At 73.5% G+C, this 12,598-nt stretch carries 7 protein-coding genes; 5 read left to right on the top strand and 2 right to left on the bottom strand.

Annotation, left to right across the window (positions count from 1 at the left end; all coding sequences use genetic code 11):
• Positions 1–127 precede the first annotated feature (127 nt).
• From ACZ5Y0_RS24765 to ACZ5Y0_RS24745, 5 genes are all read left to right on the top strand, one after another.
• The gene (locus ACZ5Y0_RS24765) at positions 128–1,444 is read left to right on the top strand and encodes an aspartate aminotransferase family protein (RefSeq protein ID WP_469130875.1); all 1,317 of its coding nucleotides are present in this window, start codon (positions 128–130) and stop codon (positions 1,442–1,444) included.
• Positions 1,441–2,880, top strand: coding sequence for a class I adenylate-forming enzyme family protein (locus ACZ5Y0_RS24760; RefSeq protein ID WP_469130874.1), 1,440 nt, complete (start codon positions 1,441–1,443; stop codon positions 2,878–2,880). The genes ACZ5Y0_RS24765 and ACZ5Y0_RS24760 overlap by 4 nt, the downstream gene beginning before the upstream one ends.
• Positions 2,881–2,892: 12 nt before the next feature.
• Positions 2,893–3,954 (top strand): ketoacyl-ACP synthase III family protein, encoded by a 1,062-nt coding sequence (locus tag ACZ5Y0_RS24755; RefSeq protein ID WP_469130873.1) that lies wholly within the window; start codon positions 2,893–2,895, stop codon positions 3,952–3,954.
• Positions 3,951–9,413 carry a type I polyketide synthase gene (locus tag ACZ5Y0_RS24750; protein WP_469130872.1) on the top strand — a complete coding sequence of 1,821 codons (5,463 nt, stop codon included), beginning with the start codon at positions 3,951–3,953 and terminating at the stop codon, positions 9,411–9,413. Before ACZ5Y0_RS24755 ends, ACZ5Y0_RS24750 begins: the two co-directional genes overlap by 4 nt.
• Positions 9,414–9,594: 181 nt before the next feature.
• Entirely contained in the window at positions 9,595–10,365 is a 771-nt protein-coding gene (locus ACZ5Y0_RS24745; protein WP_469130871.1) for an alpha/beta fold hydrolase, read from the top strand.
• Between the two features lie 7 nt (positions 10,366–10,372).
• Here ACZ5Y0_RS24745 and ACZ5Y0_RS24740 read toward each other — a convergent pair whose 3' ends face one another.
• Together ACZ5Y0_RS24740 and ACZ5Y0_RS24735 are read right to left on the bottom strand one after the other, a co-directional pair.
• Positions 10,373–11,338 carry a Gfo/Idh/MocA family protein gene (locus ACZ5Y0_RS24740; protein WP_469130870.1) on the bottom strand — a complete coding sequence of 322 codons (966 nt, stop codon included), beginning with the start codon at positions 11,336–11,338 and terminating at the stop codon, positions 10,373–10,375.
• A 4-nt stretch (positions 11,339–11,342) separates the two neighbouring features.
• Positions 11,343–12,598, bottom strand: a 1,256-nt coding sequence (locus ACZ5Y0_RS24735) for a B12-binding domain-containing radical SAM protein (protein WP_469130869.1), incomplete at its 5' end; no start/stop codon positions are given.

Here is a 12,598-nt window from a genome sequence, read left to right as displayed (position 1 = left end):
TCCAAGACAGGCCGATCACCCCCGCGATCCGGCCATTCCGGTAACGACCGCTGTCGGGCCCGAAATCCCTGGGGCATTCTGTGATGCCGGATCAGGCCGACGAAGCTGGAGGATTTCAGTGGGTGCCATGGACGCCGAACGTCGGACGAACGCTGATTGTCTGGAGGACATCAAAGAGGTCATCGCCGGTGGTGTCAGCAGCAGCATGCGTGCGGCGGCCGTCCCCGTGCCACTGGTCGTGCGGCGCGCGGAAGGCTGCCTGATCCACGATGTCGAGGACCACGAGATCGTGGACTTCAACATGGGCTACGGTCCGAATCTTTTCGGTTACGCCGACCGCGACGTGGCCGACGCCGTGGCCGACCAGTTCGCCAAGGGCCACATGACCGGCCTGCCGCACGAACTGGACGCCGAGGCCGGATCCCTGGTGGCCGAACTCGTGCCGGGCGTGGAGCAGGTCAGGTTCGCCAACTCCGGCACGGAGGCGGTCGCCTCCGCGCTGCGGCTGGCGCGCGCCACCACGGGCCGCTCCCTGGTGGTCACCTTCGAAGGCCATTACCACGGCTGGAGCGAGACCGTCCTGCGCGCGGGCAAGACCACGCTCCAGATACAGGGCACCCGGCCGACGGACGTCGTCGCGGGCGCTCCCGGAATGATCCCCGAGGCCCTCGCCCACACCGCGCAGCTGCCGTGGAACGACGCCGAGGCCGTCGAGGAGCTCTTCGCGCGGGACGGTGACCAGATCGCGGCCGTCATCCTGGAGCCGATTCTGGTCAACGCCGGGGTGATCGCCCCGGTACCCGGCTTCCTCCAGCTGTTGCGCGACCTGACCGCGCGCAGCGGCGCGATGCTGATCTTCGACGAGGTGATCACCGGTTTCCGGGTCGCCCGAGGAGGGGCGCAGGAGCTGTACGGCGTCGAGCCCGACCTCACGGTCCTGTCCAAGGTCATGGGCGGCGGGTTCCCGGTCGCCGCCTTCGGCGGGCGGAGGGCCGCGATGCGGATGCTCGCCACGAACGAGGCGCACCACGCAGGCGTTTACGCCGGGAACCACGCGGCCCTGCGTGCGGTCGTCACCGTACTGACCAAGATCCGCGCGCTGTCAGGCCTCTACGAGGAGCTCGAGGCCATCGGCGCCGGCGCGGAGGAGGCCGTGCGCGAGGTCTTCGCCGTGGAGAAGCGGCCCGTGCACATCAACCGGGTCGGCACTTTGATGGGGGTGGCCCTGCTCAGGAAACCGCTGGAGAAGGGCGACACCCTGCGCGACCTCGCCGAGGCCGTCGACTTCCCCCGGCACCGCCGCTTCCAGGCCCTCGCCCAGCGGGAGGGTGTCTACTTCCACCCGAACGCGCTGGAGCCGTGGTTCCTGAGCACCGCGCACACCGGGGACGTCCTCGACAAGGCGGTAGGGGCGCTGCGGCGCGCGCTGACCGGTCTCGGATGACCGCCGCGCGTGCGGAGCTGCTCTCCCTGCTGCGCGCCCAGGGCGCCCGTGCCGGGGATGCGCCGCTGATCATCGACGACTCCGGGACCACCAGCGCGGCGCAGTTGGCCGAGCGCGTCGACGCCAGGGCCCGTGCCCTGCGGGAGGCCGGCGTCGGGCCGGGCACCCTGGTGGGAACCGTCGCCTGGCCCGCGGCCGAGTTCGTCGGCGACGTGTTCGCGATCATCTCCACCGGCGCGGTCGCGGTGCCGCTCTCGCGCCGGCTGACGCCGTGGGAGCTCCAGCGGATCCAGGAACGCTGTCCGCTCGACTTCCTCTCGGCCCCGAGCTCGTCCCCGGCCTTCCCGGTCACGGCCGCGGACTGGGGGGAAAGGATCCTGAGCGTCGGCCGGGAAGGAGCCCGCCGGTCGGCCTTCGAGGAGGCGGCGACGGCGCAGATCACGTCGGGCACCACCGGATACCCCCGGGTCGCGCTGCGCTCCGCCGCCGCTCTGCTGGCCGAGGCGGAGCACTACCGTACGGCTCTGGGGCTGGGGACGAAGAGCCGGTTGCTCTGCCCCGTACCCCTCCAGCACGCGTACGGCTTCGGCCTGTGCGCCGTCGCTGCGCCCTTGGCGGGCGCGCCCGTCCGCTGTACGACGCCGGACAAGCCGCGCCTGCTGCTGCGCGAACTCGCCGTCGGGGACGTGACGTTGTTCGTCGGTGTGCCCCCCATGCTGCGGCTGCTCGCCAAGGCCGCCCGCACGCGCCCGCACGACGGCCCCGCGATCGGTTTCCTCTCCGCCGGCATGGCGCTGGACGCGCACACCGCCGAACTGGTCGCGACCCGGCTCGGCGGGCACGTCGGCCAGGTCTACGGCACCACGGAGACCGGGCCGATCTGTGTAAGCCGCCCGGCCCCGTGGCGGCCCGGCGTCTCCGGGCCCGGCGCCCCCCTGCCCGGTGTGCGGGTCGAACTCTCCCCGGTCCCGGGGGCCGGGGACGGTGTCGGCGACGCCGTGACGGGGCTGGTGACCGTCAGGTCGCCGTCGATGATGCTGGGTTACGTCGAGGGCGGGGCCGTCGACGCGACCCCGCTGCGCGACGGGTTCACCACCGGCGACCTGGCCCGCTGGGAAGGACGGGACCTCGTCCTCGCCGGGCGCCTGTCCACCAGCATCAACGTCGCGGGCGCCAAGGTCAGCCCCGAGGAGGTCGAAGCCGTCCTGCTCGCCTTCCCGGATGTCGCCACCTGTCTGGTGTCCGGTGCGGACGATCCTGTCCTGGGACAGCGGATCAACGCGACGGTGACACCCGACACGGTCGACCTCGACAAGCTGGAGCGCTTCTGCCGGGAGCGGCTGTCGCCCTCCTGGGTCCCCCACGTCTTCGCCTCCAGGGCGGAACTGCCGACCACCGAGACCGGGAAGGTCATCAGGCCCCGGACCGGTCAGTGAGGACATGTGAGAGTGAGAACAGAGAACATCTTCCTGGCAGGGACCGGGGCGTTCATTCCGCCCAGGGTGAGTGTGGAGGAGGCGGTCCGGCGCGGCGCTTACGACCGGGAGCGGATGGAGTCGTGCGGATGGCGGAACATCGCCGTGGCCGACGGCACCTCCGCGCCGGACATGGCGGTGGCGGCCGTCCGGCAGGCGGTGGACCGCTCGGGCCTCGGCCCTGAGGACATCGACATCCTCGTCCACTCCTGTGCGTACCACCAGGGCCCCGACGGCTGGTCGGCACCGCACTACATCCTGCGCTCCACCCTCGGCTCCCCGGTCCCGGCGCTGACGGTGGAGCAGGGGTGCAACGCGTTCCTCGCCGCCCTGGAGATGGCCACCCAGTACCTGCTGTGCGCGCCGTCCCGCACCGGCGCCGTGGTGAGCAGCGCGGACAACTTCGGCACCCCCTCGGTCGACCGGTGGTACGCCCACCGTGACGCGGTGCTCGCCGACGCGGCCACGGCGGTCGTCCTGTCGAAGCGGTCCGGATGGGCCGCGCTACGGTCCGTCGAGTCGGTGTCGCTGCCCCAGTTCGAGATCCTCAACCGCGGGCACGAGCCGATCTTCCCTCCGGCGGTCACCACCGGGCGCGCACTCGACATGAACGAGCACCTGGAGGCGATGGTCGAGGAACTGGGCCCGAAGGCGTCCGAGATCGGCCAGGAGTACGGCGCGAGCGGCGCCAAGCTGGTCGAGCAGGTGACGGGCGAGGCGGGGATCACCGTCGCGGACCTGTCGAAGGTGCTCCATCTCGGGGCGGGCACCACGGACTTCCTGGACAGCCATCTGCGGCCGATGGGCCTGGACGCGTCGCTGGGCGCGGTCGACTTCTTCCGCGACCTCGGCCACGCGGGCGCCGCCGACGTCGGGTTGCAGCTCAACCACCTCGTCGAGGACGGGCAGGTGAACGCCGGTGACCACCTGCTGCTGCTGAGCGCCGGCCCCGGACTCATGATCACCGCAGCCGTGGTCACGGTGCTGGAACCTCCCGCCTGGCGCGCCCCGGGCGCTGAGGGGAGCCCGGTGTGACGAGCCCGGTGGCCCCACGGGGGCAAACCGGCGGGCCCGGGGAGCCCATCGCGGTCGTCGGGCTGAGCTGCCGGTTCCCCGGTGACGCCGACTCTCCCGACGCCTTCTGGGACCTCCTCGTCCAGGGCCGGGACGGCATCGGCGACGGAGCGGAACGCTGGGCTCCGTACGCGGACACCGGACACGAGCACGCGGCCGTCGTACGGGAGACCCCGACCCGTGGAGGCTTCCTCGCCGACATCGCCGGTTTCGACGCGGAGTTCTTCGGGATCGCGCCGCGCGAGGCCGAACTGATGGACCCCCAGCAGCGGCTGCTGCTGGAACTGGCGTGGGAGGCCCTGGAACACGCGGGGATCCCGCCCCTCGGTCTGGGCGGCACCGACTGCGGAGTCTTCGTGGGCGTCGGTTCGGACGACTACGGGCGCCGGTTGCTGGAGGACCTCGCCCGTATCGAGCCCTGGACCGGTATCGGCGCGGCGCTGTGCGCCACGGCCAACCGCATCTCCCACAGCCTCGACCTGCGCGGCCCCAGCCTCGCCGTGGACACCGCGTGCTCCGCCTCCCTGGTCGGAGTCCACCTGGCGCGCCGGAGCCTGCTCTCCGGGGAGTCCGACGTGGCGCTGGCCGCGGGCGTGAACCTCATGGTCGCGCCCGGACTCTCGGTCACCCTGGCCCGTGCGGGCGCCACCTCGCCGGACGGCCACAGCAAACCGTTCGACGCCTCGGCGGACGGCTACGGCCGGGGCGAAGGGGCGGGCGTCCTCGTCCTGAAGCGCCTCTCGGACGCCGAGCGGGCGGGGGACCGGGTCCTGGCGGTGATCCGCGGCAGCGGGGTGAGCCAGGACGGCCGGACCGCCGGCATCATGGCGCCCAACGGCGAGGCGCAGGCGGACCTGCTGCGCAGGACGTACGCGCAGTGCGGCATCGCCCCGGAGACCGTCGACTACGTCGAGGCCCACGGCACCGGAACCGTCGCGGGCGACCCGCTGGAGGCCGGTGCGCTCGCCGCGGTCTTCGGCGCGGGCCGGCCGGCGGGCAGCCCGTGCCTCATCGGCTCGGTGAAGGGCAACATCGGGCACCTGGAGGCCGGCTCGGGGATCGCCGGGATGATCAAGACGATCCTCGCGCTTCTCCATGAAGAGATCCCGCCCAGCGTGCACTTCTCCACCCCCAACCCGCGCATTCCCTGGGCGGAGTCACGGCTGCGGGTGACGGAGGAGCGCACGCCGTGGCGCCGTGGGAAGCGTCCCCGCCGAGCGGGTGTCTCCAGCTTCGGCTACGGCGGCACCATCGCCCACGTCGTCCTGGAGGAGGCACCGGCGGCCTCGCAGGACGCACCGACGGTTCTGGGGGAGGCACCGGTGGCCTCGCAGGACGCACCGACGGTTCTGGGGGAGGCACCGGCGGTCCGCGAGGACGCACCGACGGTTCTGGGGGAGGCACCGGCGGTCCGCGAGGACGCTCGGACGGTCCTGGAGGGCGCACCGCCGGCCGCGCAGGAGGTGCCCGCACGGCGTGAGCCGTCCGCCGCGGCCGAGGTCGTCCCGGCGCCGCCCCGCCTGTTCCCGCTCTCCGGCCGGTCCGGGGCGGCCGTCCGGGAGGACGCCGCCCGGCTCGCCGACTGGCTGGACGGACCGGGGGCGGGCGTTCCGCTCGCCTCCCTCGCGCAGCACCTGGGAACCCGGCGCAGCCACCTGGACCGCCGGGTCGCCGTCGTCGCCGCCGACCGCGCGGAGCTGGAGGGCAGGCTGCGCCGCTTCGCCGCCGGTGACTCGGCGCCCGGCCTCGCCGACGGCACGGTGACGGACGAGGGCCTGGACAAGGTGGTGTGGGTCTTCTCCGGGACCGGCGCCCAGTGGCCGGGCATGGGCCGCGAGCTGCTGGCCACGGACACCGTCTTCGCCGAGGTGATCGACAGGATCGGGCCGGTCTTCGCCGAGGAGTTCGGCACGACGGCCCGGGAGCTGATCGAGGACGGCGACGTCACCCGCGTGGACGTGGCCCAGACGATGATCTACGCGGTGCAGATGGGCCTGGTCGCCGTCTGGCGGTCGCTCGGGGTCCGGCCCGCGGCCGTCATCGGCCACTCCATGGGGGAGATCGCGGCCGCCGCGACGGCGGGCATCCTGTCGCTGGAGGACGGCGCCCGGCTGGTGTGCCGGCGCAGTGTCCTGCTGCGGCGGGTGGCCGGCGCGGGCGGCATGCTGATGATCGGCCTGCCCGCCGACGAGGCCGCGGCACGGCTCGGCGGCACCGGCGGCGTGGCGCCGGCGGTCCTCGCCTCGCCCACCACGACCGTGGTGGCCGGCGCGGTCGCGGAGATCGACGCCCTCGCGCGGGAGCTGGCCGCGGACCCGTCCCTGCTGGTGCGCCGCGTCGACAGTGACGTGGCCTTCCACAGCCCGCAGATGGAGCCCCTGATGAAGGAGCTCGCCGAGGCCGCGGCCGACCTCACCGTGCACGCCCCCACCATCCCCGTCTACAGCACCGCGCTGGACGACCCGCGCGACGCGGCCGTCCGCGACGGCGCCTACTGGGCGACGAATCTGCGCAGCCCGGTACGGCTGTCCGGCGCCGTGACCGCGGCGGCGGAGGACGGGTTCCGCACGTTCCTGGAGGTGTCGGCCCATCCGGTGGTCCGGCACTCCGTGCAGGAGACGCTGGACACGGTCGGGGCCGACCGGCATTGTCTCGCCGCCTCCCTGCGCCGCGACACCGGGGAGAGGGAACACCTGCTGCTGAACGCGGGGCTGCTGTACTGCCACGGCGTCTCCCTCGACTGGCCCTCCGCCCCCGGCGCGCGGCCCCTGTCGCTGCCGGTCCGCAGCTGGCGGCGCCAGCGGTACTGGCGCGACCTGCCGGTCCACCGGGCCGACCGGGGGCGGCACGACCCGTCGAGCCGCACCCTGCTGGGGCCGCGTACCACGCTGGCCGGGACCACGCCGCTGGACCTCTGGCGCACCCGCGTCGACCTGGAGTCCCGGCCGTATCCGGGCAGCCACACCATCCACGGCGTGGAGATCGTCCCGGCGGCCGTCGTCCTCCAGACCTTCCTGGACGCGGCCGGGGCGAGCCGGGGGACGGGCGGTCTCTCCGACGTGTCGTTCGAGCTGCCGCTGACACTGTCCACGGCCCAGGACGTCGACGTGATCGCGCAGGACGGCGTGATCCGCCTGCTGTCCCGGACTGCCGACCCGAAGGAGCCGGGTCCCGGTGATCCGGGCGCGGACGGGCCGGACGGGGACGAGTCGCTGACCCACGCGGTGGCGTCCGTGTCCGGCGACGGCTCGCCGCCACCCCTTCCGCCGGCCGCGGCCGGACCGGGGACGGCGCTCCCCGTCGACCGGATCGCCACCGACCTCGCCTCGGTCGGCGTGCCGAGAATGGCCTTCCCCTGGCGCGTGGACCGTCTGGAGCGGGTCCCGGACGGGCTGCGCGCGGACGTCGTCGCGGCCGACGAGCCGACGTCCACCCCGGCGACATGGGCCCCGCTGTTCGACGCCGCGCTGTCCATGGCGGCCGTCGCCTTCCCCGGACCCGCCGCGCTACGGGTGGTGGCCGGTGTCGGCCGCGTGTGGACCACGGGCGCGCCCCCGTCCCGCGCCCGCCTCGAGGCGTACGCCGACGGCAGGGGCTCGGTGGGCGTGCGGATCACGGCGGAGGACGAACGGACCGTGGCCGTGCTGGCCGGGGTCCGGTACGCGGGCGGCGAGGTCGAGGCGCGTTCGGCCCCGCCGGGGGAACTGCTGTTCCGGACGGACTGGAAGTCCCTCCCCCTCGACGGCTCCGACGCCCCCCGCCCGCACCGGTCCCTGGTGCTGGTCGGCGCGCAAGGGGAGCTGACGGCCGCGCTGCGGGCCACGGCCGAAGAGCGAGGGATCCCGTGCCTGGCGGCGGAGGATCCGGACGGTCTCGACGGCCTGCGCGGGCAGCTCCCCGGTCCCGTGGACGTGCTCCTGCTGCCCCTGACGGAACGTCCGGCCGGGGAGACCGAGGCCGCGGACCGTGCCGTGCGCGAGGCGTGGCAGCTCGCGTCGGCGGCGCGGCGGCTGGGCGCGTGGCCGCCCGGTACGGCGCGGCTCTGGTCACTGACCTGCGGCGTCCGCGAGGCGGACCGGCTGGAGGCGGTGGCTCAGGCGGCCCGGTGGGGTCTCGGCCGGGTCGTCGGGGGCGAGCACCCCGGACTGTGGGGCGGCACGGTCGATCTCGGCCCGCGGCCCACCAGGGACGACCTGGTCGCAGCGCTGCGCGTGGTCGCTGCGAACCGGGGCGAGGACGTCGTCGCCGTCCGTGAGGGCGGGGTTTGGGCGAACCGGCTGGTCCGCTCCGTGGGCGCGGGTGCGGACCGCGCCCCGCTGCGGTGCCGGCAGGACGGCACGTATCTCGTCACGGGCGGTCTGGGCAGCCTGGGCGGGGAGATCGCCCGGTGGCTGGTGGAGCGGGGCGCACGCCGCATCGTGCTTGCCGGACGCGCTGCCCTGCCGCCCCGTTCGGAGTGGGACGCCGTCACCGACGAGGTCCAGGCGCGCCGCGTCGCGACCGTCCGCAGGCTCGAGGCCCTCGGGGCGGCCGTACGGGTGCTGTCCCTGGACCTGTCCGACGTCGAGGCGGCGGCCGCCGCCCTGACCCCGGACGCGCTGGGCATGCCCCCGGTCCGTGGGGTGGTGCACGCGGCAGGCGTGCTGCAGGACCAGCTGGTCGACCGGCTCGACGCCGACGCCCTGGCGGCGGTGATGCGGCCGAAGGCCGGCGGTGCCCTGACCCTGCACCGGCTGTTCCCGCCGGGCACCCTGGACTTCCTGGTCCACTTCTCGTCGTGCGGACAGTACCTGGGCCTCACCGGCCAGGCCGCGTACGCGTCGGCCAACGCCTTCCTCGACGCCATGGCCGGATACGACCACACCCTCGGTGCCGTCGGCAGCATGAGCCTGGCGTGGACGTCCTGGCGGGGCATGGGCATGGCGGCCAACGCCGCGGTGGACGCCGAGCTCCAGGCGCACGGTGTCGGCGACATCACGGCACCCGAGGCCTTCGCCGCCTGGGACCTCGCCGGCCGGACCGGCGCCGCGTCCCTCGCGGTGCTGCGCACCGTGCCGCTCCCGGACGGGGTCCGCCGTACGGGTCTGCTGCGCGACCTTGCCGACGAGGACCCGGCGGGGCCGGCGGGGGAGGGGGCGTCGGCCGGGGCCCGGCCGTCCGAGGAGCTGTCGGAGGAGGCGCTGCGGGCTCTGCTGCACGAGCAGACGGTCTCCGTCATCGTCAGCGAGATGAAGCTGGACCCGGCCGAACTCGACCCCGACCGGTCGCTGTTGAAGACGGGCCTGGACTCCGTGATGGCGATCGTCATCCGCCGCCGCCTGGAACGGCTGCTGGAGCGCAAGCTGCCGGCCAACCTGGTCTGGCACCAGCAGACGGTCACGGCCATCGTGGACTACCTCGTGACCAGTTCACGCTCCTGAAGGACGGAAGGACGGAAGGACGGAAGGACGGAAGGACGGAAGGACGGAAGGACGGAAGGACGGAAGGACGGAAGGACGGAAGGACGGAAGGACGGATCGGTCGGCCGGGCGGACGCCCCGGCCGGCCGGGCCCCGCTCCTGGCCTCTGTCTGTCGCGGCCCCCGGCGGATAGCATCGGGGGGTGCTGCGTGACGTGGATCAGACGCCGGGCCGGGGTGGGGCGAGCGAGGCACCGTTGACGCTGAATTGCCGCATCACCGGTGATCCGGCGGGGAGACCGGCGGTTCTGCTCCACGCGCTGGGCAACACCGGACGGAGCTGGGACCGGCTCGTCTGCGCGCTGCTTGCCCGGGGACGCCGGTTGTTCGTACCGGACCTTCGCGGACACGGGCGCAGCCCCCGGGCGGACGCCTACACCTTCGAGCTGATGTACCGGGACGTGCTGTCCCTGCTGGACCGGCACCGCCTGGACGAGGTGGACCTGGTGGGCCACTCCATGGGGGGTCATGTGGCCTGGCTCATCGCCCAGCGCCATCCCTCACGGGTCCGCAGGCTGGTGATCGAGGACACGCCTCCGCCGCCACGGGACGCGGCGGCGGAGGCGGAGCTGCGGGCGCGGTCCGGGCCGGCCGACGGACAGGCGCACGTCATCTCGCTGTATCAGGAGTTCCGCGAGCTGCGCCGGGCCGGAGAGCTGGACAGCGCCGCGGTACGCCCCGTCATCGACGACCTCCGGAAAGCGGACCCCGTGTGGTGGCGGCGGCTTGCCGACGTCACCGCCGAGACGCTGGTGATCAGTGGCGGGCTGTCCAGCCCGGTCCCCCGCTCCCTGCTGGCCGAGGTCGCCGAGACAGTGCCCCGGGGACGGCTGTTGGCCATCGACGCGGGCCACTACGTGCATCGCACCGAACCGGAGCGATTCTGCGCCGAAGTGGCCCGCTTCCTCCGATGACCGTCCGTCACCTGCCCTGCGGCAGGGGCGCCGCCGCTGTCGTGGCGCGCCGGTAGGCCGACTCCACGACGAGCTGGACCTCCAGGGCGTCCTGGGCGGTCACCTTCGGATGCGGGGCGGGAGCCCCCGTCACCAGGTCGAAGTAGGCCGAGATCGCGGCGAGTTCGGGTCCCTGTCCGGCCGATTCGACCGCGCCGTCCGCCCGGCGCAGCTCGTTGCGGCGCAGGTCCAGGACGTGGTCACCGTCCGCGGTGGTGACGGTGACCGAGGTCTCCAGTCTGCGCGCGGCCCGGTCGATGCGCAGCGTCGCCGGCACGCCCTGGAACGACAGGTCCAGCCGGACCCGCTCCTCCACGCCCGGCGCATCCACCTCGCACGCCTCCACGTCCGGCGGTCCGAACACCGTCATGAGCAGGTCGAGGGCGTGCGGCCCGAGGTCCAGGAGCGCGCCGCCGCCGGCCCGTCGTGCGTCCCCGTACCAGGGCGTGCAGGCCCGCCACACCCTGTTGCCGGGGGTGGCGAAGGAGAAGTCGACGCGCTGCGCGCCGGGCCGTGCCGCGTCGGCGAACGCCTCCAGCAGCGGATGGAAACGGAAGGGCATGTTCACCCCCAGCAGCTTCTCGGCCGCCGGATGGGCAGCCATCCGCCGCGCCTCCTCCACCGTGGCGGCGAGGGGCTTCTCGCACAGCACCGCGATGCCGGCGTCCAGCGCCGCCAGCACCGGCTCGGCGTGGGCGTCGTTGGGCGTACAGACACTGATCAGGTCCGGCCGCGTCTCGTGGATGAGGCGGTCGACGGAGGTGCCGGTCCACACCTGCGGGCGGTCCGCCGTCAGTGACCGGGCCCGTTCGACGTCGGCGTCGACCAGACCCACCAGTTCCATGGCGTCCCGTTCGTCGGCGCAGGGCAGGTGGTAGCGCTGGAAGACCCTGCCGCAGCCCACGGCCGCGAACCGGATCCGCTCGCGGGTCATCGCCTCAGCCCCTCACCTGGGCGAGGGCGTGCTCGCCGCACGCCTTCGCCGTCTCGACGACGAAGTCCGGGAAGGCGTGACCGAGGTGCTCACGGTCGTACGCGGTGATCATGGCGCGCAGTTCGGTCTCCAGCCGGTCGGCGAGTCCGGGTGGGTTCTCGTCCGCGAGCAGTAGTCCCGCGTTGAGGAAGGCGATCAGCAGCCCGGCGAGCCCCTGGTCCCAGCTGCGCAGCCGGCCCAGCAGGGGGCGCAGGGATTCGGCGCCGGTGCCGCGTCGGGCCCGGACGGCGTCCGCGATGCTCTGCGCGAGGAACGGGACCTCGTTCTCCTTGCGGTCGTTGATCTCCGAGGAGACCCGGCTCCAGGCCGTCCACAGGTGTTCCACCCGTTCGTCCTCGACGAGGTAGTCGCGGCGGGCGTGCCGCAGCACCTCCCAGGCGGCGCCCTCCACTCCGGGGATGTCGGGCTCCTCGTACCGCGTGGCCTTGTCGTAGATCTCGGTTCCGCGCAGTGCGATGGCCCGGTTGATCAGGAAGAACGGGTTCTCGCTCTCGTGCACCCGGGCGGCCACGATGAACTTCAGGTTCTCCCAGAGCTCGTCGAGGGTCGTGCCCGGTTCGATCATGATCCAGCCGGGTTCGAGCTCGATGCCCTCCTGCTTGAACAGGCGGGCGGCGTCGAAGTTGTACTCGACGGTGGTCCCCTTGCGGAACCGCTTCATCATGCCGGGCGACCCGGTCTCCATGCCGAGGAGTGCCAGGTCCATGCCGGCCCTGCGCAGGGTGCGCAGGGCCTCCCGGTCGATGAGGCCGGTGTCGACGCGGAACTCGCAGTGGAAGGTGATCTTCAGGTCGCGGCGGAGGATCTCCTCGGCGAAGCCGACGGCGTGGTGGTAGCCGTCCTGGAAGGCGCCGCCGAAGTTGTCGTCGTTGAACCACAGGAACCGGGTGCCGAACTCCCGTTGCAGGTACTCGATCTCGTCGACCGCGTCCTCCACCGGCCGGACCCGCCAGGGCCCGTCCACCACTCCGGGCTGCCGCGGCGCGTAGCAGAAGGTGCACTTGGCGTGGCAGCCGCGGCTGGTGTACGTGGACGCACGCGGTGTGGGGATGCCGTTCTTGCGGTGGTGCACGAGCAGGTCCCGGGCCGGCCAGGGCTCGTGGGCGAGGTCGGGGAGTTTGGGCGGGCCGCTGCTGCGGACCCGGCCCTCCTGCCAGAACCACAGCCCGGGCACACCACGCCAGTCACGCCCGGCCGCCA

Source organism: Streptomyces sp. NPDC033216, from assembly GCF_055577115.1.
The sequence above is the reverse complement of the archived record's forward strand: the minus strand, read 5'-3'. Positions and strand labels throughout refer to the sequence as shown.